18 protein-coding genes and 1 pseudogene are annotated in these 20,198 nt (G+C 53.5%); 11 read left to right on the top strand and 8 right to left on the bottom strand.

What is annotated here, in order from left to right:
- Positions 1-28: 28 nt before the first annotated feature.
- Positions 29-1,483 (bottom strand): P-loop ATPase, Sll1717 family, encoded by a 1,455-nt coding sequence (locus tag GQR96_RS15640; protein ID WP_040188715.1) that lies wholly within the window; start codon positions 1,481-1,483, stop codon positions 29-31.
- Between the two features lie 2,289 nt (positions 1,484-3,772).
- Between GQR96_RS15640 and GQR96_RS15630 the strand changes: the two genes are divergently transcribed.
- Positions 3,773-4,654: a dihydrodipicolinate synthase family protein gene (locus tag GQR96_RS15630; protein ID WP_049116942.1), complete on the top strand. Its 882-nt coding sequence runs from the start codon at positions 3,773-3,775 to the stop codon at positions 4,652-4,654.
- Positions 4,655-4,752: 98 nt separating this feature from the next.
- Positions 4,753-5,421: a YecA/YgfB family protein gene (locus tag GQR96_RS15625; protein WP_004203454.1), complete on the top strand. Its 669-nt coding sequence runs from the start codon at positions 4,753-4,755 to the stop codon at positions 5,419-5,421.
- Positions 5,422-5,446: 25 nt separating this feature from the next.
- On the opposite strand, the gene tyrP is transcribed toward GQR96_RS15625, so the two are convergent.
- Positions 5,447-6,658: a tyrosine transporter TyrP gene (gene tyrP, locus GQR96_RS15620; RefSeq protein WP_004203453.1), complete on the bottom strand. Its 1,212-nt coding sequence runs from the start codon at positions 6,656-6,658 to the stop codon at positions 5,447-5,449.
- 192 nt (positions 6,659-6,850) lie between these two features.
- Here tyrP and GQR96_RS15615 point away from each other — a divergent pair, with 192 nt between their 5' ends.
- Positions 6,851-7,090 carry a YecH family metal-binding protein gene (locus GQR96_RS15615; RefSeq protein ID WP_069734107.1) on the top strand — a complete coding sequence of 80 codons (240 nt, stop codon included), beginning with the start codon at positions 6,851-6,853 and terminating at the stop codon, positions 7,088-7,090.
- 36 nt (positions 7,091-7,126) lie between these two features.
- On the opposite strand, the gene ftnA is transcribed toward GQR96_RS15615, so the two are convergent.
- Together ftnA and GQR96_RS24810 are read right to left on the bottom strand one after the other, a co-directional pair.
- On the bottom strand, positions 7,127-7,624 hold the full coding sequence (gene ftnA / locus GQR96_RS15610; RefSeq protein WP_004203451.1) for a non-heme ferritin: 498 nt from the start codon (positions 7,622-7,624) through the stop codon (positions 7,127-7,129).
- Between the two features lie 57 nt (positions 7,625-7,681).
- The gene (locus tag GQR96_RS24810; protein WP_032425948.1) at positions 7,682-7,891 is read right to left on the bottom strand and encodes a hypothetical protein; all 210 of its coding nucleotides are present in this window, start codon (positions 7,889-7,891) and stop codon (positions 7,682-7,684) included.
- A gap of 142 nt (positions 7,892-8,033) precedes the next feature.
- Between GQR96_RS24810 and GQR96_RS15605 the strand changes: the two genes are divergently transcribed.
- Positions 8,034-8,672, top strand: coding sequence for an RpiB/LacA/LacB family sugar-phosphate isomerase (locus GQR96_RS15605; protein WP_004203450.1), 639 nt, complete (start codon positions 8,034-8,036; stop codon positions 8,670-8,672).
- A gap of 37 nt (positions 8,673-8,709) precedes the next feature.
- Here the strand turns inward: GQR96_RS15605 and GQR96_RS15600 are convergent, their stop codons facing one another.
- Entirely contained in the window at positions 8,710-10,131 is a 1,422-nt protein-coding gene (locus GQR96_RS15600) for an MFS transporter (protein ID WP_064183804.1), read from the bottom strand.
- A gap of 147 nt (positions 10,132-10,278) precedes the next feature.
- Between GQR96_RS15600 and GQR96_RS15595 the strand changes: the two genes are divergently transcribed.
- Positions 10,279-10,530, top strand: coding sequence for a DUF2766 family protein (locus tag GQR96_RS15595; RefSeq protein WP_065904485.1), 252 nt, complete (start codon positions 10,279-10,281; stop codon positions 10,528-10,530).
- Between the two features lie 37 nt (positions 10,531-10,567).
- Here GQR96_RS15595 and GQR96_RS15590 read toward each other — a convergent pair whose 3' ends face one another.
- Positions 10,568-12,079 (bottom strand): MFS transporter, encoded by a 1,512-nt coding sequence (locus tag GQR96_RS15590; RefSeq protein ID WP_004203444.1) that lies wholly within the window; start codon positions 12,077-12,079, stop codon positions 10,568-10,570.
- A 65-nt stretch (positions 12,080-12,144) separates the two neighbouring features.
- Between GQR96_RS15590 and GQR96_RS15585 the strand changes: the two are divergent.
- A pseudogene (locus GQR96_RS15585) lies at positions 12,145-12,279 on the top strand (succinate dehydrogenase).
- Positions 12,280-12,382: 103 nt separating this feature from the next.
- On the opposite strand, the gene GQR96_RS15580 reads toward GQR96_RS15585, so the two are convergent.
- Positions 12,383-12,892: a non-heme ferritin-like protein gene (locus GQR96_RS15580; protein ID WP_032425947.1), complete on the bottom strand. Its 510-nt coding sequence runs from the start codon at positions 12,890-12,892 to the stop codon at positions 12,383-12,385.
- Between the two features lie 892 nt (positions 12,893-13,784).
- On the opposite strand from GQR96_RS15580, the gene GQR96_RS15575 reads away from it, so the two are divergent.
- From GQR96_RS15575 to otsA, 5 genes are all read left to right on the top strand, one after another.
- Entirely contained in the window at positions 13,785-14,765 is a 981-nt protein-coding gene (locus GQR96_RS15575) for an arabinose ABC transporter substrate-binding protein (RefSeq protein ID WP_048295835.1), read from the top strand.
- A 60-nt stretch (positions 14,766-14,825) separates the two neighbouring features.
- On the top strand, positions 14,826-16,340 hold the full coding sequence (gene araG, locus GQR96_RS15570; RefSeq protein WP_048324862.1) for an L-arabinose ABC transporter ATP-binding protein AraG: 1,515 nt from the start codon (positions 14,826-14,828) through the stop codon (positions 16,338-16,340).
- A gap of 14 nt (positions 16,341-16,354) precedes the next feature.
- Entirely contained in the window at positions 16,355-17,335 is a 981-nt protein-coding gene (araH, locus tag GQR96_RS15565) for an L-arabinose ABC transporter permease AraH (RefSeq protein WP_004203438.1), read from the top strand.
- Between the two features lie 161 nt (positions 17,336-17,496).
- On the top strand, positions 17,497-18,285 hold the full coding sequence (gene otsB / locus GQR96_RS15560) for a trehalose-phosphatase (RefSeq protein ID WP_004203436.1): 789 nt from the start codon (positions 17,497-17,499) through the stop codon (positions 18,283-18,285).
- Positions 18,260-19,684 (top strand): alpha,alpha-trehalose-phosphate synthase, encoded by a 1,425-nt coding sequence (otsA, locus tag GQR96_RS15555; protein WP_004203435.1) that lies wholly within the window; start codon positions 18,260-18,262, stop codon positions 19,682-19,684. The genes otsB and otsA overlap by 26 nt, the downstream gene beginning before the upstream one ends.
- A 23-nt stretch (positions 19,685-19,707) precedes the next feature.
- On the opposite strand, the gene uspC is transcribed toward otsA, so the two are convergent.
- The gene (uspC, locus tag GQR96_RS15550) at positions 19,708-20,136 is read right to left on the bottom strand and encodes a universal stress protein UspC (RefSeq protein ID WP_032456326.1); all 429 of its coding nucleotides are present in this window, start codon (positions 20,134-20,136) and stop codon (positions 19,708-19,710) included.
- Positions 20,137-20,198 lie beyond the last annotated feature (62 nt).

The raw sequence follows: 20,198 nt of genomic DNA, 5'->3' as shown, positions 1-20,198 counted from the left end.
ATATCCCTCTATCTATACTTTGTGAATATTAATCTATGCTATCAAGAAGGTCAAAAATATTGTCTGGCTGCAATGCCCATCTGTACGCAGGGTGTACCTCCCAATCATAGCCGAAATCAGCAAACTTGCTGGAAAGATATCTATTTTGCTCGAAGTATTTTCTGTCTATTGTTCCGTCTGGCAGAACTTTTCTTGCTGTAATGAAACCTATTTTATATAAGAATGCTGCTAATTCTTTTGTTGATAGAGTTTTATTGTTTCTTCCTTTGAATATGCCTTGTTGTTCTATTGATTTTATTTTTTCCAGCAAGGAGTTCGTAGAGTAGTTATAATTCTCTGATGCTTTAAGTTGTCGTTTTGAGGGCTTCATTCCCAGTATTAAGCGTTCGACATCTGGTAATTCAGATACAAATTCATTAATTGTATCTTGTAATCTGCCTTGAGAATATTCATCTAGTATTGCCTGCAAATGTTTCGTCTTAATTATTGGGGATTCATCATCCTGAGCCTGCCTAGCAGCGAGGGTTAAAAGCTTTACTAGGTCTCGAGGTCTTTTTCTAATCAATGACATTAAAATTTTATGCATGGGTGCATTAGACCACTTACCTCTTCCTGTAAATCTATCTTCAATTATATCTGTTAAGTAATTCATCAAGTCTGATTGTTTTTTTTGTAGAAGTTCTTTATCACTTACACCATAATGTCCATTATATGTTGCAACCCTTTTTATCAGAAGTGCAAATATTTCATGGTTTGACCAGTCGAACCAAATAACAGAGCCTTCAGTTTTATCGGTAGACTCATCCGATGTTCTTGAAAGGAAATAAACATCTGATCTCAAGTTTACCCTGAAATACACACCACGATTTTCACTGGAAATATCTCTCACAGCATTAAGTAGTGCGGAGATTCTCTGTATGTCTTCTAATCTTCCTTGCCATCCTCGGTCAAGATCATCTATATAAATTGAAACTTTGTTTGTGTCTAAAAAATTACGTATTGCCTTGGCTTTTATTTCGGAGTTTATCCTGGATAAATCAACTTTATCTTTGATATTGATTGTTTCACTCAAAACATCTAATAGAGTTACACCCGCCCCCAATGCTTTATGTATTATGCTTTTGTCCTCGTCGAATAAACCGAAGTAGGTCATAATCTTATTAGTTATGATTTCGTTTATTCCTAATTTCCAACGAGTAATGAGGGATAAAAAATCCTCATCTTTACCGCCAATACCTGCTATATCATCTGGTTTTATAATGAAAGTTAACCGCCCATTATTTCTTTCATCATCCATGCCAATTTGAAATAAAGCCGACTTACCGATTCCCTTATGCCCAACCAATATTCTTAAAGGAATGTCAACAATGACTTTTGAATAAATTTTTCCTTTAAAATAGTATTCTTTTAGTCGATCTATTTCTTCACTTTCAGCCGCCTCTTGACCAAAAAGGCGTTGTATGTTTAGTTCTGAAAAATCCATCTCCAACCCTCTTCAATAAGTAACTGTTAGTACATTACATAAAATATCAAATACATTACAACATAAATATACTATAACACTAGAATTTTCATAGGCGAAGTATGAAGCCTAAATGTCAGTTGCGATCTTTCTCACAAAAGCTACACCCGTTACGTAACTAATGGCACTTGCCCTGCTGTCTGTATAGAAGGAACCGTCACCACCATAGTCTGTATCATTGAGGAAGGAATTAAGGTGCGAATAAATTTTCCTTATGGAACTCAAGTGTCTAGTCTTAATCTGACTTCGTAGGTGACGAGATACGTTCAGTTTTATCAGAAACTGACACAAAAAAATGAGCGGGTAGTTTTTATTATCTAGCGCTAAAAAATATAATTAACTTTCAGAGATATAATTACCTTAAAAGACTCTACAGCTGGTACAAGCCATTTAACCTCCTTTATAACATAATCCAGTCCAGCAGATTCAGAAAAACGATCATTGTTGTATAAGATGAAGTATTCAATAACAACGGTTTACGCTGTTTGCGCAGGACTTCTACATAATCCAAAGCGAACGTTAGAGGTGAGGTTGTTGCGGAAATTGAGACCTACTATAAAAAACTGCTATGACGAGTTTCCAACAAATTTATGGACAATTCCTTCATAATTAAACTGTTTAATAACCTATAACCATTTGATAACTATAGCTAAGCTAAAAAAGTTTGTTATGAAATTCGATCATAAGCCTTTGATTATGACATTAAAAGCGCACGATTTAAAATCCCTCGGCGTTCGCGCTGTGTGGGTTCAAGTCCCACTCCGGGTACCATTGGGATAAAAGCAGAATAATCAAAGCAATAAGCAGTGTCGTGAAACCACCTACGGGTGGTTTTTTTGTTTTTAAATCCCTCTTCATCACGACATGTCATCCTGTTTCTCTTGTCCATCTTGCGCTACACCCGAATTATTGTCACTGGTTAAGCCTGCGCCTGATGATACGGTATGGCGTTCTGACTCCGGGCAAGGAGAGGCTTGAAGTCAAGGTCTGTGGTTGGCACAGACTTCTGGCATAGAAGCTTACCGTAGTGAAGCAGGTCCGGGTCGCCGTGGATAATCGGCTTAACGGGTGGGGGATAAGGCGTTCGGGACGATCTCGCTCCCCCAGGCCAGCAGGGAGGAAGCGAGTGGGTACAAGACGAGACAGCGGACCGGCGTTGAAACCGTCTCTATAGTTCGAGGTTGAAAGAAAGTACTGTCGATATAAATACCATCTCATCCGTAAGCGAAGGGAATTTGCCGGTAAATTTTTCTTCAGACTCTGGAGTAAAACGATATAGCGAATAATTGTCCCCAGGAGCGATGCTCTCCAGCTGAATATGAGAGGGTTTCCGCAGTGAAAAAGCTAACAGATAGAAGTTCGTCGTGTGCTGAGCCAGTTCAGCGACTAATGCCGGGGGCACCTTTACAAGATTGATCTCTTATCTGCAGCAAATGACAAAAAGCTTGCCATCCGCGCTTTTTAATATGTTCCTGAACCTCTTTACTGCCCGGACGTAATACGCCTAAACGGTTCGAGGGATCGCGATGGGTGAAAATCGTCCCTCAGGCAATCGATGACCATCGCGGGGCAGGAAAAAATCCAGTCAAAAGGCAGAGAGGTGTTTTCAGATTGAATTTTTTCAGTGTCCGCGATGTTAAACAATGGCTTCCTGGCGACACAATGTGCTTTACAGCCAACCGCTCTTGAGTCTCCGTCCCTGATACACAATGTGGCGGGAGACACATATTCTCGAATGCCATTCTGGATGTTGTTAATCCCTTGAACTCGTCACTGTTTATCAGCGATGCGTTAAGAAGTTGTGTTGATTCTGCAAGCGGCTTGTCAGAAGTTGCGTGAGGATCTCCAGGTCGACCCAGTAATATTTTATACGTTGACTTTATTAATCATATTTTTAGATATTTTTCCTGGTTGTCATCTGCCATTTTTTATCCATTTGAAGCCGTAGTGGTACCTTATTTAATTGCTGCTTATATATAACAACATCAATCATGCGGTCTTATGGCAAATTGATTCAAGATTGGCAATGCAGCAAAAAATAGCGACTGCAGGGAACGGCGTCGTTGAATATCCTCGGCAGAAACTGGTGGCTATCGATGCCTGGGCTGACAGCGGCAATATCGCGAATAGGAACGCCACGTAGTGGGGAACCACTCCATTGTCACCGGCAATCGCTCATTTGTCCCAGGACAAAACGATCTCTCCCTGCTACTATCGTCCGGACACTTCTCCCAGCCTGCCGGAGGCATCATGTTCACAGGGCTTTGCGCATTTCCGTTGACGCCGCTGCATCAGCAAAATATCGATGAAAAAGCGTTTATTCGTATTCTTGCTCGTCTTACCGATGCCGGAGTCGACTCCCTGGGCATCTTAGGCTCAACCGGCAGCTACGCTTATCTCAGTCGTGAGCAGCGCAAGCGGGTCGTGCAGGTGGCAAAGGCGCATGCCGGGCCGACCCCGATGATGGTCGGCGTCGGCGCCATCGCCACCAGCGAGGTGCTGCGGCTGGTGGAGGATGCTCAGCAGGCCGGGGCGGATGCATTGCTCCTGCCGATGATGTCCTATCAGCCGCTGTTTGCGGAGGAGATCTATGCTTTTTACGAGGAGGTCTGCCGGCATGCCTCGGTGCCGGTTTGCCTGTATGACAATCCCCGTACCACCCATGTGACGTTATCGGATGAGCTGCAGGGGCGTATTGCCGCCTTACCGGCCATCGCCTCGATTAAAATTCCCGGTCTGCCCGCGCCACAGGCCAGCGAACGGGTGGCGGCGCTGCGTCGTCATCTGCCTTGCGGCGTCACGCTTGGCGTGAGCGGTGACGTCCGGGCGACAGCGGGCTTGCAGGCCGGCTGTGAGGTCTGGTACTCGGTCTGCGGCGGACTCTTTCCCCGGATCTCACTGGCGCTGGTAAAAGCCATCCGTCACGGCGACGCGGAACAGGTGGCGGCACTGAATAAGGAACTGGCGCCCCTCTGGCGGTGCTTTGACCGCTACGGCGGCAGCCTGCGGGTGGTCGCCGCCGCTGCGGCCATTCTGGGATTGTGCGACCCTGACTCGCTTCCCCGCCCCTTGCTGCCGTTAGGGGAGGAGGCCTGTCGCGACGTGGCGGCGGCGCTGCAAGGGCTGGCCTGATTGTGTCGGGTCAGCGCAGGCGCAATGGGCGCTGCCGGGTGGCTTTCTGCCGGCATTTCGGCTACTGTAGGCCCGATTTTTACCATGCGAGCCTGTGAATGAATACCGGACCCTTAAACGAAAACGAACTGGAATGGCTGGACGAGACGCTGGCGAAATACGCCACCGAAGGCGCTATTCTGGATGTCTCTGAACTGGATGGCCTGCTGACGGCGATCCTCTCGGCGCCCACCGCTATTGAACCCGCCCAGTGGCTGTTGGCGATCTGGGGTGGCGCAGATAATGTGCCACGCTGGGCCAACGACCGCGAGCGCGATCGCTTTGTCAATCTGACGCTGCAGCATATGAGCGATATCGCCGAACGGCTTGAGTCTTATCCCGATCAGTTCGAACCGCTGTTCGGCACCCGCGAAGCGGAAGGTCAGGAGCTAACCATCGTTGAAGAGTGGTGTTTTGGCTATCTGCGCGGCGTGGCGCTGAGCGACTGGTCGACGCTACCCGCTGAACTTCAGCCTGAGCTGGAGGCGATTGCGCTTCACGGTAGCGAAGAACAGTTTTCCGCGCTGGATAATCTGACGGCGGATGAATTTATCGCCAGTATCGAGCGTATCACCCCGGCGGCGCTGGCGCTTTACCAGTACTGGATGGCGAATCCGCAGCCGGAGGTGGTCCCGCAGCCGGTAAGAAATGAGACGAAAGTCGGACGTAACGATCCCTGCCCGTGCGGCAGCGGTAAAAAGTATAAGCAGTGTTGCTTAGCGAAATGAAAAAGGGGCCGGCTGGCCCCTTCTTTTATCCCACCGCCGGTAACAGCCCGGCGACGATGCAGAACTGGATCGCCACGATGCCGATCCCGCACAGCAGGACCAGCCACAGCGCCGGGGCGCCGCCGGCCACCCGCCAGGCGGCCTGCGGATGCAGTCGGCGACTCTTCATGACCAGCATGGCCGGTAACATCAGGGCCAGAACGGCCAACGCCACCCCGGCGTAGCCCAGGGCCATGACGAAGCCGCGGGGATAGAACAGGGCGAACGCCAGCGGCGGCAAAAAGGTGATCATCCCGCTCTGCAGACGCCCGCTGACGTTGTTTTTGCGCTGAAACATATCGGCCAGATAATCAAACAGCCCGAGCGAGACGCCGAGGAAGGAGGTCGCCAGCGCAAGGTCGGCAAACAGGTGTACTGCCAGCTCCACGTGCGGTGACGCTACCACTTCGCGGATCGCCTCCAGCAGACCGTTCAGACCGGCATGTTGCGCCAGCAGGGCGGTAAAGGCTGGGGCGTCAATACTGCCCAGCGTCGCCAGCTGCCAGAAAATATAGGCCACCAGCGGAATAAAACTGCCGATAATAAACACCCGACGCAGTTTACGGATATCGCCCCCCAGATAGCTGACGATGCTCGGCACGCTGCCGTGAAAGCCGAAGGAGGTAAAGATCACCGGAATGGCCGACAGCGCCAGGCCTTGCTCAACCGGCAGCGTGAGGAGATTCACCTGATGAATGTGCGGCATCAGCAGGGCCAGCATAATCACCAGGAAGACGATTTTGGCGCTAAACAGGAAGCGATTGAACAGGTCGACCAGCGCGGTGCCAATGCACACCACCGCCCCGCCGAGCAGGGTGAAGATCAGTACGCCTGCGGCCGGCGGCAGCTGCCAGTCCAGCCACTGGTTGAGGCTGGAAGCGAGTAATTCGCCGGCGCCACTGATGTAGGCCGCCGTGAGGGCGTATAACAGAAACAGCATGCACAACCCGGTGATCCACTGTCCGTAACGGCCCAGATAGCGCGCCGCCAGAGAACCGAGCCCCATATCGGCAGGGACATGCTGGTAGACTTCCAGCAGCAAAAGGGCGGTATAGCACATCAATGCCCACAGGGTGAAAAGTAAACCCAGCGTGACGGTAAACCCGACGCCTGCGGCGGCCAATGGCATTGCCAACATTCCTGCACCGATTGTGGTGCCGGCTACGATTAAAATACTGCCCAGAGTGCGGTTCTTCACGCTTTTCGCTATCCCTACAGCAAATCACAATAATTTATGCCGCGCAGAGTAGGGGATATTGCGTCTTTCGTCAAATCAGGGTTACAAGCAGTGTAATAAAAACTTTACGAATTCGAAAGGGCGAAAGCCTGCGCTGGCGCAAGGCGCGGGCCGCCGGTCTGGCCTAAGCTGACGTTTTTTTCCGGAGGGGTTATGTCTTCTATACATGGTCATGAAGTGCTGCAGATGATGCTGGCGTCGGGGGAGTGCTGGACGGCAGCTTCGCTGGAGGTGGCCATACACCGTCGCTTTGGCGCAGAGGCGCGCTTTCACACCTGTTCGGCGGAAAATCTGAGCGCTGCGGAGCTGGTGGCGTTTTTAGAGCAAAAAGGTAAATTTATTGCCAGAGCGACAGGGTTTACCACCGCAGAAAATAAGATTTGCCAGCATTAAAAATGCCGCGACGGAGAAGCGTCGCGGCGCGAGCAATTAATTCTGCGTATCGAGAGTGGCCAGCTCTTTGTCGATAAAGTACAGACCTTCACCGCTTTTCCCGGCGAGGGTCAGTTTGTCAATTACCGATTTAAATAATTTCTCTTCTTCATGCTGTTCGGCGACATACCACTGCAGGAAATTAAAGGTCGGGTAATCCTGACTGGTCATAGCCGCGTGCGCCAGTTCATTAATTTTTTGCGTGATCAGCTGCTCGTGCTCATAGGTCTGGCGGAACAGTTCATCCAGTGACGCATACTCGGCAAACGGGGAGGCGATGGCGTTGATGCGCGGCAGGCTGCCGGTGTCGGTCAGGTAGTCGAACAGGCGCTGCATATGGGTCATCTCTTCCTGGGCATGGCGACGCAGGAAGGCCGCAGCCCCTTCAAAACTATGGTAACTGCACCAGGCGCTCATCTGCTGATAAAGAAGAGAAGAATAAAGTTCAAGATTCATCTGTTCATTCAGTTTGTCGATCATTTCCGTTTTCAGCATCGTCGCGCTCCTGGAATTAAAAAATAGATGTTATCGGCTGCCACTATAATTTGTTATTTAATTATTTGCAAAAAGTAAATTTAAAAAGAATTTATTTAAAATGCTAATGGGAATAACACGCATTGGCAATTTAATAATAAATGAGAATGGTTTTAATTTATTATTAGTTTTTTGCGGAGGCGAAACGACGCCCTCTGCGGGTTGCCAGGTAGGGAGCGCCAGGCGGAGTGGTCCTGATGAGGGGCGACACGCTAACCTGAGCGGCAGAGGCGGTGAAAGTGTGAAGCGCTGCGTAATTTTTAAAACAACTTTTCATAAAATTTGAAAGTTTGTTTTCCAGGTAGTAGAGTGCAGTCAACGCCAATGACATTCTGCGGGCAGGCCCGCACAGCATTCAGGAGAGTAAACCATGAAGATTGCACTGATGATGGAGAACAGCCAGGCGAACAAAAACGCCATCATCCTCAAGGAGCTTAACGCGGTTGCCGACGAAAAAGGATTTCCGGTCTTTAACGTCGGTATGAGCGATGAGAACGATCATCATCTGACCTATATTCACCTCGGGATCATGGCCAGCATCCTGCTGAATTCGAAGGCGGTTGACTTCGTGGTCACCGGCTGCGGTACCGGCCAGGGAGCACTGATGTCGCTGAACATCCATCCTGGCGTGGTCTGCGGCTACTGTATCGACCCGGCGGACGCGTTCCTGTTTGCCCAGATCAACAACGGTAACGCGCTGTCGCTGCCGTTTGCCAAAGGTTTCGGGTGGGGCGCCGAGCTGAATGTGCGCTTTATCTTTGAAAAAGCCTTTACCGGTCGTAACGGGGAAGGCTATCCGCCGGAGCGCAAAGAACCGCAGGTGCGTAATGCCGGGATCCTCAACCAGGTCAAAGCGGCGGTAGTCAAAGAAAATTATCTCGACACCCTGCGCGCCATCGATCCGGAGCTGGTGAAAACTGCGGTCTCTGGCCCTCGCTTCCAGCAATGCTTCTTCGAAAACTGCCAGGATAAAGCGATCGAAGCGTTCGTCCGTCAGATCGTCGGGTAATCGTTATCAGGGCCAGCGCCGCTGGCCCTTCCATCATTCAGGTTTTCTTCGCCGACACGCTGCTGCCTGCCGTTTTAGCCAGATGCAGGCTGTCGATCATCCCCACCAGACAGATCACCGCGATAAACACAAATGCCAGGCGAAAGCTGATCCCCGGCACGGCGGAAAGGTGCAGCCAGTCGCCGACCTGTTCCCCCAGGCGAATGCCGATCGCCCCAAGCGTGATCCCCAGCCCCACCGCCAGCTGCGACGCGGTACTGAACAGGGTATTGGCATCGCTCATCTGCGCGGCGGGGACATCGGCAAAGGCCAGCGTGCTCACGCCCGTGAACTGGACAGAGCGAAACACCCCGCCGAGATAAAGGATCAGCATGATCGCCCAGACCGGGGTTTGTGGCGTGAGCAGCGCGCAGGCCAGCAGCGAACAGACGTTCAGCGCGCCGTTGATCAACAGCAGGCGACGAAAGCCCAGCCAGCGGATCAGCGGCGTGGTGGCGGGTTTAATGGTTAAATTGCCGACAAATACCGCCAGCACCAGCAGGCCGGAGTGAAAAGGATCCATACCGAACCCCACCTGGAACAGCAGGGGGAGCAGAAAGGGCACTGCGCTGATGGAGGCCCGGAACAGCGAGCCGCCGTACATCGTCACCCGGAACGTCGGCACCTGCAACGCCGTCAGACGAACCATTGGCGCTGTCGCCCGGCGGAAGTGGCGGACAGCATACGCCAGACAGCCGAAGCCCAGCGCGGCGAGGGCCAGCGTCGGCCAGAACTGCGGCTGACGATCGCCGAGCCGTTCCATCGCCGTGACCAGGCTAACCATCGCCACCGCGGTCGTGATAAATCCTGTCATATCGAAGGCGCGCCGCTCCGTTTCGCGGATATCAGGAATGATGCGCAGCGACAGGATAATCGCCGCAACGCCCAGCGGGACATTGATAAAGAAGATCCAGTGCCAGCTGGCGTATCGGGTAATAAAGCCTCCCAAAGGCGGGCCGATAATGGGGGCCACCAGCGCAGGCCAGGTGAGGGTGGCGATGGCTTTAATCAGCAGGTGTTTCGGCGTGGTGCGCAGTACCGCCAGACGGCCGACGGGGACCATCAGCGCGCCGCCGATCCCCTGCAGGATACGCATGGCGACAAAGGTATGCACGTCGCTGGAGAGGCCGCAAAAGATCGAGGCAAGGGTAAAAATGGCCAGAGCGAGGGTGAAGATAGCCCGGGCGCCGAAGCGATCGGCGATCCAGCCGCTGGCCGGGATCAGCACCGCGAGGGTTATCAGATAGGCGCTGATGCCGATATTAAGCTCGACGGCGGTGACGCCAAAATCTCTCGCCATGTCGGGCAGGGCGGTAGCGATCACCGTCCCGTCGAGAAACTCCATAAAAAAGGCGCCAGCCACCAGCAGCGCCGGGGCTGAAAAGGCACGTTCGTTACCGGAAGAGATCGCGGTGTTCATGTTGTCGCTGCCATCAAGAGGATCCTCGGCAAAGCGGCAGCAGAGGCGCCGCCAGCCACTCGGGTGGTGAAAAAAACCTGCCGCGGCAGGTTTTATTATCGTTATCGATTTAGGGTACTATTACGCTCCTGAAAAAAGGAGTAATTAATGTCTCAATATCTTACCGAACACGACGAGCTGGTTTCCGATGTGGTTGCCTGCCAGCTGGTTATCAAGCAGATCCTCGACGTGATTGACGTCATCGCGCCGGTGGAAGTGCGTGAAAAAATGACCAGTCAGCTGAAAGCCATCGACTTCGCCAGTCACCCGGCTTCTGCCGACCCGGTGACGCTTCGCGCGGTGCAAAAAGCGATTGCCCTGATTGAGCTGAAGTTTACCCCGCAGGAAGAAACGCATTAATAACCGGCCCCGCGGATTACCGCCGGGGCCTTTTTCTTTAATGAGAAACCACGGTCTGCACTGGCGCAGGCTCAGCGGTTTTAAACAATTTGCTGTTGCCCCAGCACTCTTCGTAGCGATGGCCAACCAGATCCTCAACGATTGCCCGCACCTCCGGCGCAATATCACTGATTTTACCGCCAGCTTTAATCCGCGCGACTTCCTGCAGAACCACCAGATGGGCTTTACGGTCCAGTTTCATCTGCTTACTGAAGACGATGGCGGCCAGGGCTAAGGCGACGACACCGACGCAGAATACCACCGCGATGGCGGTCACGGCGCTTTCCGGTTGGCTGTGCGCTTTTGACTGGAAACCGTAAAAGCTCAGGATGGCCCCCATCGAAAACACCACAATCGAGCGCAGAATTTTCCCTGAGAAGGTCATGGCGCCGGCATAGATGCCTTCCCGGCGGCGTCCGGTGTAGATTTCGTCGACATCGGCGAGGAAGGTGTAAACGGTCCAGGGAATATAGTAAACCCCGCCGGTCCCCAGGCCGAACAGCACGGTAATACCGAACATCAGCACTGTCGCCAGGCCTGACGGCAGATGGAAGAACCACAGCGAGGTATACAGCAGGACTGCGAAAATCACGATCCCCAGCGCGAGGATATAGGGTTTGCTAAAGCCCTTTTTCACACACAGGCCGATAAACAGCGCGGTGGAGATCAGCTGCAGAATCGAGTTCAGGCTGTTCAGCCCGGCCACCATTGCCGGATCGTGCTGCAGAACGAATATCACGAAATAGGTGAAGATGGAGGCAAACAGCCATTCCGCGCCAAACCCGCACAGGTACATACCGAGATGTTTGCGGAACACGCGCAGATAAAAGGTGGAACGCATGTCTTTCGCCAGCGACAGCAGGGTGCTCAGCAGCCCCTTTTTCGCGCTGGTATCCACGGCTTCCGCACGCTCGCGCTCCCAGCTGCACAGCCACAGGCAGGTAATCGCGACGATCAGGATCGCGCCATAGGTCAGCCCGGTGAGGAAGAAAGGGGTGGCGGAATCTTTGCCGTACAGCAGAATGAACTGTCCGGGAATAAACGCGGCGAGGAAGTTGGCCAGCTTGCCGAAGATGGCTTTATAGCCGGTGAGCTTTGAGCGTAGCGAGAAATCATCGGTCATCTCTGTCGCCAGCGTCTCATAGGGCACCATGATGGAGGTATAGATGATCTCAAACACCACATAGGTACACAGGTAGTACCAGAAACTCAGGCCCTCTACCCATAGCAGCGGGTAGAACAGCATCAGAGGAATGCCGATCAGCAAAAAGAAGCGCCGACGTCCAAAGCGCTTGCCTAACCGCGTTTTGCCAAAATTATCCGTCAGATAGCCCATCAGCGGGTTGCTGATGGCGTCGATGATGCTGGCGACGGAGAAGATAAATGAGGCCTCGATCAGCGTCAGGCCGCAAAAGGTCGTATAAAAATAGAGTAGCCATGCTCCGCTTATCGCCAGTGCGCCACTCCCTAACAGGTTACCGCCGCCGTAGGCTAACTGATGGCGTAACAAGATCGGTCTTCCCTGCAGCCCTTCAGAGGCTGAAGCCGTGTATCTAGCCATAAAAAATAAACCTCGTGTTTTATATTTTTGAAACAGTGTTTTTATATTTCTTTATGACTCAACAAAAAGTGACCGCGCTCACTAATCCCCCCTAAGGGGTAACGGTGACGAGGGAATGGGATCGAGTTAAAACTTTTTTATTCGTTTGAGGAATAAATAGCAGGGGAGAATAGCAAGAACGGATTAATAAACAGGGCGGGGCAGCGCGAACGCGCTCCCCCTGACCGGGCGAGAAAGGCCCGGCGCGTCTGATTAGTGGGGGTTCTGTGACGCTCCGACGAGGGTCATCAGACGGCGATCGGTCTGTTCCATACCTATCCCGGCTTTGTCGGCATTGCGAATTTCCTCGAGCACGCTTTGCAGCAGCAGCCCATCCTGCTGCTGCTCTTCCGCCAGGCGGGTCAGAAAACGCCAGGTGTTGTCATCGCTCTGCGCTTTGGCTTCCTCGGCGAGACCGCTCAGCATACTGCTCCGCTGGCGGTAATCGACCAGGGTTTGGGTAAAGAGATCTTCCAGCGAGGTACATTCGGGATTACAGGCGCGGTCGGGATTGACTATCGGCCAGCTGCCGGCTTTTTTCAGATAGTCAAATACGCGCATGGTGAGGGTGATGCTGCATTGCGCGCGGTTGCGCAGAAATGTCGCGGCGCCGTCGAAGCGATGCCGGGCACACCACTCGCTTAAGTTCAGGTAAACGTTAGAGGCGTGGAACTCAAGGTTCATCTGGGTGTTTAGCTTTTGTGCCATTCCTGGAACTGCCATAAAAATATCCTTATTAACCGGGAAGGGGTTACTGGTGCGCGTCAGCGGTTCCTGGAGCAAACAACAGGATAAAAGAGTGACGCGCTGCACTGTTGCAGAATAATAAAACTCTACACATTCCGTATGAGTCGGGTAATTTTTCCACTTGCCGACAATTTAAGAATACTCGCTGAATGCGATTAAGAAAACTCTCAAGATGGATAATTTACGTTTTGTTACACCATTATTCCTGCATGACGACATGCAGTGGGATTGCGGCTCAGGCTGGGGCGTGGGTGCGGTGTGTCAGGTATAAGTTATAGATATTTGACTACGAGATTCATCGTATAACTCAAAGCTATAAGTTATTTCAGAGGGCAATGTTTCGTTGTGATGATAATTATTTTTATTTTTTGTTGCAGGCTTTTCTATGCAGCGGGAATATCTTTTATCAATTCGGAATAAATTACGCAAAAGATCCGTTTTATCGCGATATAAAACGGCCGACGCTGGACTGGCGGCGCGCGTCTGTTGCACAACAGCGCCGGCGGGCAGTCGACCGCCGCTGCGACCCCCTTAGCCGCTGGTTATAACAGTGCCGTAACCCTCTGTTAAACACCCACTGACATCACAAGGATAAGCCTGCTGGTGGTATAGATGATCCTGCTATTCACTGGTTAAATTGTATGACAATTATGTCTTTTTTTATGTCTTTTTTTGCTAAATCTATGTACGCAATTACTGTAATTCCGCGATGTGATAATGCTCTCGTATGGAGAAATAATTTCCGGGTATTACTACTCTAACAACGGCAGTAGGGGATGCGATTTTTCTAATGCCTTGTTTTGATGCTGATAAAAAAGTTAATTCCGATTTTTCCCTACATGAAAGCGAATTAAAGCTGGAGTTTACCATGCACAAATTTACTAAAGCGCTGGCGGCCATTGGTCTCGCAGCGGTTATGTCACAATCAGCTATGGCGGAAAACCTTAAATTAGGTTTTCTGGTGAAACAGCCGGAAGAGCCATGGTTCCAGACCGAGTGGAAATTTGCTGATAAAGCAGGAAAAGATTTAGGCTTTGACGTCATTAAAATAGCGGTACCGGATGGTGAGAAAACCCTGAACGCCATCGATAGCCTGGCGGCCAGCGGCGCGAAGGGCTTTGTCATCTGTACCCCCGATCCTAAGCTCGGCTCGGCGATAGTCGCTAAAGCACGCGGCTATGACATGAAGGTGATTACCGTCGATGACCAGTTCGTCAACGCCAAAGGTAAACCGATGGAGAGCGTGCCGCTGGTGATGATGGCGGCCAGCGAAATTGGCGCCCGCCAGGGACAGGAGCTGTATAAAGAAATGCAGAAACGCGGCTGGGATGTCAAAGACACTGCGGTGATGGCCATCACCGCCGATGAGCTGGACACCGCCCGTCGTCGCACCACCGGCTCCATCGATGCCCTGAAGGCGGCCGGCTTCCCGGAAGCGCAAATCTACCGCGTTCCGACAAAATCTAACGATATCCCGGGGGCGTTTGACGCCGGTAACTCAATGCTGGTCCAGCACCCGCAGGTGAAACACTGGCTGATCGTTGGGATGAACGATAACACTGTGCTTGGCGGCGTGCGTGCCACTGAAGGGCAGGGCTTTAAAGCGCCGGATGTGATTGGTATTGGCATCAACGGCGTGGATGCTGTCAACGAACTGTCGAAGGCGCAGGCGACCGGCTTCTATGGCTCCCTGCTGCCAAGCCCGGACATCCATGGCTATAAAACCAGTGAAATGCTCTACAACTGGGTCACCAAGGGCGTTGAGCCGCCGAAGTTCACTGCGGTGACCGATGTGGTGCTGATTACCCGCGATAACTTCAAAGAAGAGCTGGCGAAAAAAGGGCTGTAACAGCCCGGTTGAACTGGCCCCCGCCGCGGCGGGGGCTGAGTGCAGAAGAGCGGAGTCGTTATGCAACAGTCTACCCCTTATCTCTCATTTCGCGGCATCACCATGACGTTCCCTGGCGTAAAGGCCTTGTCCGATATCAGTTTTGACTGCTACCCAGGACAGATCCACGCGCTGATGGGCGAAAATGGCGCAGGCAAATCGACGCTGTTGAAAATTCTCAGCGGTAACTACATCCCCACCGCTGGCCACCTGCAGATCGGCGGCCAGCAGATGGCGTTCACTAATACGATGGCGGCGCTCAACGCCGGCGTGGCGATTATCTATCAGGAGCTGCATCTGATCCCGGAGATGACCGTCGCGGAAAATATCTATCTTGGCCAGCTGCCGCACAAAGGCGGCATCGTCAACCGCTCGCTGCTCAACTATGAGGCCCGTCTGCAGCTGGAGCATCTGGGGCTGGATATCGACCCGGAGACGCCGCTGAAGTATCTCTCCATTGGCCAGTGGCAGATGGTGGAGATTGCCAAAGCGCTGGCGCGTAACGCCAAGATTATCGCCTTCGATGAACCGACCAGCTCGCTCTCCGCCCGGGAGATCGACAACCTGTTTCGCGTTATCCGCGAGCTACGGGAGGAGGGGCGGGTCATCATCTATGTCTCACACCGGATGGAAGAAATTTTTGCCCTCAGCGATGCCATCACCGTCTTTAAGGATGGTCGCTACGTCTGCACCTTTGACGATATGTCGAGCGTCAGCCACGACGCGCTGGTCCAGGCGATGGTCGGGCGCAATCTGGGTGATATTTACGGCTGGAATCCTCGTCCCTATGGCGAAGAGCGGCTGCGTCTGGAGGAGGTCAAAGCCCCGGGCGTGCGCACGCCGGTCAGCCTCTCGGTGCGCAGTGGCGAAATCGTCGGCCTGTTCGGGCTGGTGGGCGCCGGGCGCAGCGAACTGATGAAAGGTCTGTTCGGCGGGACGCGGATCACCGGCGGTCAGGTGTATATCGATGGCCAGCCCGTCGACATCCGCAAACCGGCCCAGGCCATCCAGGCCGGGATGATGCTGTGTCCGGAAGATCGTAAAGCGGAGGGGATTATTCCGGTTCACTCCGTGCGCGACAATATCAATATCAGCGCCCGGCGCAAGCATATCCACGCCGGCTGCCTGATCAACAACGCCTGGGAGGCGGACAACGCCGATCAGCATATCCAGTCGCTGAACATTAAAACGCCGGGCCCGGAACAGCTGATCATGAACCTGTCTGGCGGCAACCAGCAGAAAGCGATCCTTGGCCGCTGGCTGTCGGAAGAGATGAAGGTGATCCTGCTCGATGAGCCCACCCGCGGCATCGATGTCGGCGCCAAACATGAAATTTACAACGTGATATATGGCCTCGCCGCCGCCGGTGTCGCCGTGGTATTTGCCTCCAGCGACCTGCCGGAAGTGCTGGGCGTCGCCGACCGCATCGTGGTGATGCGTGAAGGGCAAGTCGCCGGCGAACTGCTGCATGAAGAAGCCAATGAACAGCAGGCGTTAAGCCTTGCGATGCCAAAAGTGAGTCAGGCTGTCGCCTGAGTAAGGAGTAAATGATGTCATCAGTGACTACGTCCGGCGCTACCCGCTCTGCCTTTAGCTTCGCCCGTATCTGGGATCAGTTTGGCATGCTGGTGGTGTTTGCGGTGCTGTTTATCGGCTGCGTAATTTTTGTGCCTAACTTTGCCTCATTCGTCAATATGAAGGGGCTGGGGCTGGCGATCTCGATGTCCGGGATGGTGGCCTGCGGCATGCTCTTCTGCCTGGCCTCCGGCGATTTCGACCTGTCGGTGGCGTCGGTTATCGCCTGTGCCGGGGTCACTACCGCGGTGGTGATTAACCTGAGCGAAAGCCTGTGGCTGGGGATTGCCGCCGGTCTGCTGCTGGGGGCAGTCAGTGGCCTGGTCAACGGCTTTGTCATTGCCCGTCTGAAGATAAACGCCCTGATCACCACGCTGGCCACTATGCAGATTGTCCGCGGCCTGGCCTACATTATCTCCGACGGTAAAGCGGTGGGGATCGAAGATGAGCGCTTCTTCACCCTCGGTTACGCCAACTGGTTTGGTCTGCCGGCGCCGATCTGGCTGACGGTCGCCTGCCTGGTGGTTTTCGGATTATTACTAAACAAAACCACCTTTGGCCGTAATACGCTGGCTATAGGCGGCAATGAAGAGGCGGCGCGTCTGGCCGGTGTTCCGGTGGTGCGCACCAAGATTATTATCTTTGTGCTCTCCGGTCTGGTGTCGGCCGCGGCGGGGATTATCCTGGCGTCGCGAATGACCAGCGGCCAGCCGATGACTTCGATTGGCTATGAGCTGATTGTTATTTCGGCCTGTGTGCTGGGCGGGGTGTCGCTGAAGGGCGGGATCGGCAAGATCTCCTACGTGGTGGCCGGGATCCTGATCCTCGGGACCGTGGAAAATGCGATGAACCTGCTTAACATCTCGCCGTTCTCGCAATACGTCGTGCGCGGGGTCATCCTGCTGGCGGCGGTGATCTTTGACCGTTACAAACAAAAAGCCAAACGTGCGGCCTGATTTCAGGCATAACTTTTAAGTCTACAGAGTAATTGCCGCCAGCGCCCGTTTCGCTGGCGGTATCTATCAAAAATGGCGAGGTTGGTCACACTGTCTATACTTACATGGCTAACATATAATTAACAACCAGCTTCGGCTGGCCATGATAAGGAGGAAACAGGGTGGATAACCAGATATCTGTACCGCCTGCGCTAACCGGAAACTACGCTTTTTTCTTTGACCTCGACGGTACTCTTGCCGATATCCAGCCGCACCCCGATCAGGTGGTGATACCCGACAACACGCTGCAGGCGCTCAACGCGCTGGCCCGGCAGCAGGGCGGGGCGGTGGCATTGATTTCAGGGCGCTCAATGGCTGAACTTGACGCGCTGACCCATCCCTGGCGGCTACCGCTGGCCGGCGTTCACGGGGCCGAGCGCCGTGATATCAATGGTAAAACCTATATTGTCTCTCTGCCGTCGGCCCTGCGGGATGAAATCGCGGCTGAGCTGAGCTCGGCACTGCAGGCGCTCCCCGGGTGCGAGCTGGAGAGTAAAGAGATGGCCTTCGCGCTGCACTACCGTCAGGCCCCGCAGCAGCAGACCGCGGTGCTGGAGCTGGCGCAGCGCATTGTTCAGCGCTACCCGCTGCTGGCGCTGCAGCTTGGCAAGTGCGTGGTGGAGATTAAACCCCGCGGTGTCAACAAAGGGGAGGCGATCACTGCCTTCATGCAGGAAGCGCCGTTTGCCGGTCGCGAACCGGTTTTTGTCGGCGATGATTTGACCGACGAGGCGGGATTCAGCGTGGTGAATCAACTGCAGGGAATGTCGATAAAAGTTGGCGCCGGGGAAACTCAGGCGCACTGGCGGTTGGCGGATGCCGCCGCCGTAAGGACGTGGTTGCAACATCTGGCGTATGACGCGCAAACCGAAAGGAGGGATGACCATGAGTCGTTTAGTCGTAGTCTCTAACCGTATCGCCTTACCGGACGATAAAAAATCGAGCGCTGGCGGTCTGGCCGTCGGCATCCTGGGGGCACTGAAAGCGGCAGGGGGTCTGTGGTTTGGCTGGAGCGGCGAAATTGGCGATGACCAGCAGCCGCTGAAGCAGGTCTCCCGCGGAAATATTTCATGGGCATCGTTCAACCTTAACGAACGTGACCATGATGAATACTACAACCAGTTCTCTAACGCCGTGCTGTGGCCGGCCTTCCACTATCGTCTTGATCTGGTCAGCTTCCAGCGCGAAGCCTGGGAGGGATATCAGCGAGTTAACGCCATGCTGGCGGACAAGCTTCTACCGCTGATCGAGCCAGATGATACGTTGTGGATCCATGATTACCATCTGCTGCCCTTCGCCAGCGAACTGCGCAAGCGCGGGGTCAACAACCGCATCGGCTTCTTCTTGCATATTCCTTTCCCGACGCCGGAGATTTTTAATGCGCTACCGCCGCACGCTGAGCTGCTGGAGCAACTGTGCGACTACGATCTGTTGGGCTTCCAGACTGAAAGCGACAGAACCGCCTTTCTCGACAGCATTGCCATGCAGACCCGACTCTCCGACCTCGGAGACAAACGCTATCAGGCGTGGGGTAAAGCGTTTAGCACCGAGGTTTATCCGATAGGGATCGATCCGGACGAGATTACGCGCAACGCCAAAGGTCCGCTGCCGCCGAAGCTGGTCCAGCTGAAAAACGAGCTCAAAAACGTGAAGAATATCTTCTCAGTGGAGCGCCTTGACTACTCGAAAGGGTTGCCGGAGCGGTTCCTCGCCTATGAGACGCTGCTCGAAAAGTATCCTCAGCATCACGGTAAGATCCGTTATACCCAGATCGCGCCGACGTCCCGCGGCGATGTGCAGGCCTATCAGGATATCCGCCACCAGCTGGAAACCGCAGCCGGACGCATCAATGGCCAGTTCGGCCAGCTTGGCTGGACTCCGCTTTACTATCTGAACCAGCATTTTGACCGTAAGCTGCTGATGAAGGTCTTCCGCTACTCTGACGTTGGGCTGGTGACGCCGCTGCGCGATGGCATGAACCTGGTGGCGAAGGAATACGTGGCGGCGCAAGATCCGGATAACCCTGGCGTACTGGTCCTGTCGCAGTTTGCCGGCGCGGCGCAGGAGCTGAACAGCGCCCTGATCGTCAATCCCTACGATCGCGACGAGGTTGCCGCCGCGCTGGATCGCGCCCTAAGCATGCCGCTGGCGGAACGTATTGCCCGTCATTCCGCGATGCTGGATGTGATCAGAGAAAATGATATTCATAACTGGCAGGCGCGCTTTGTCGACGATCTGCAGCATATTTCGCCGCGCAGCGAGGAGAGCCGCCTGCGGGGGAAGATAGCCACGTTCCCTAAACTGGCCTAGTTCAGGAAAAGGGCTAACCGGCGTTAGCCCTTTTCAAGGGAAACCAGCAGGACATCGACGCCGCAGCTGCCGACGATATTTTTCGCCGAGCAGGTGGCGCGCGAAAAAAGGGAATGATTATGATTGCCGCAGATCACCAGATCGACCTGGTGTGACCGGCAGAAGTCCTTAATATGATGGCCCAGTTCGCCGCAGGCGATGGTCATTTTTTCTATCGGGTAGTCCGCGTGACGCGCCAGCTCGTTGAGAAAATCACGCGTCTCTTCCTGCATCACCTCGCGCAGATTTTCCATCATCGGCGCGGCGAACTGGTTATACAGCTCCGGATCCGTGGCGAGGGTGATAAAGCTCACTTTCGCGTTCACGGGGCGGGCAATTGACACCGCTTTTGTAATTAATACCTGACTCTCCGGCGTTGGCGCGACGGCAACCAGCAGATGTGAATAAGGCATCTGGCCTCCTTGAGATACGCGGAATAACCCTTTCTTTCCTTCTTTACTCCTGTTTACCCTGC

Source organism: Klebsiella sp. PCX (assembly GCF_021869705.1).
In the GTDB taxonomy this organism is placed as follows: Bacteria; Pseudomonadota; Gammaproteobacteria; order Enterobacterales; family Enterobacteriaceae; genus Klebsiella; species Klebsiella quasipneumoniae.
The sequence above is the reverse complement of the archived record's forward strand: the minus strand, read 5'-3'. Positions and strand labels throughout refer to the sequence as shown.

Bases quoted from the DNA above. Each gene is read 5' to 3' on its own strand.
- GQR96_RS15625 (WP_004203454.1), top strand. From the start codon at position 4,753: ATGAATACCGGACCCTTAAACGAAAACGAACTGGAATGGCTGGACGAG.
- otsA (WP_004203435.1), top strand. From the start codon at position 18,260: ATGAGTCGTTTAGTCGTAGTCTCTAACCGTATCGCCTTACCGGACGAT.
- uspC (WP_032456326.1), bottom strand. From the start codon at position 20,136: ATGCCTTATTCACATCTGCTGGTTGCCGTCGCGCCAACGCCGGAGAGT.
- GQR96_RS15630 (WP_049116942.1), top strand. From the start codon at position 3,773: ATGTTCACAGGGCTTTGCGCATTTCCGTTGACGCCGCTGCATCAGCAA.
- GQR96_RS15600 (WP_064183804.1), bottom strand. From the start codon at position 10,131: ATGAACACCGCGATCTCTTCCGGTAACGAACGTGCCTTTTCAGCCCCG.
- GQR96_RS15615 (WP_069734107.1), top strand. From the start codon at position 6,851: ATGTCTTCTATACATGGTCATGAAGTGCTGCAGATGATGCTGGCGTCG.
- GQR96_RS15640 (WP_040188715.1), bottom strand. From the start codon at position 1,483: ATGGATTTTTCAGAACTAAACATACAACGCCTTTTTGGTCAAGAGGCG.
- GQR96_RS15605 (WP_004203450.1), top strand. From the start codon at position 8,034: ATGAAGATTGCACTGATGATGGAGAACAGCCAGGCGAACAAAAACGCC.
- araH (WP_004203438.1), top strand. From the start codon at position 16,355: ATGTCATCAGTGACTACGTCCGGCGCTACCCGCTCTGCCTTTAGCTTC.
- GQR96_RS15595 (WP_065904485.1), top strand. From the start codon at position 10,279: ATGTCTCAATATCTTACCGAACACGACGAGCTGGTTTCCGATGTGGTT.
- GQR96_RS15575 (WP_048295835.1), top strand. From the start codon at position 13,785: ATGCACAAATTTACTAAAGCGCTGGCGGCCATTGGTCTCGCAGCGGTT.
- ftnA (WP_004203451.1), bottom strand. From the start codon at position 7,624: ATGCTGAAAACGGAAATGATCGACAAACTGAATGAACAGATGAATCTT.
- GQR96_RS15580 (WP_032425947.1), bottom strand. From the start codon at position 12,892: ATGGCAGTTCCAGGAATGGCACAAAAGCTAAACACCCAGATGAACCTT.
- araG (WP_048324862.1), top strand. From the start codon at position 14,826: ATGCAACAGTCTACCCCTTATCTCTCATTTCGCGGCATCACCATGACG.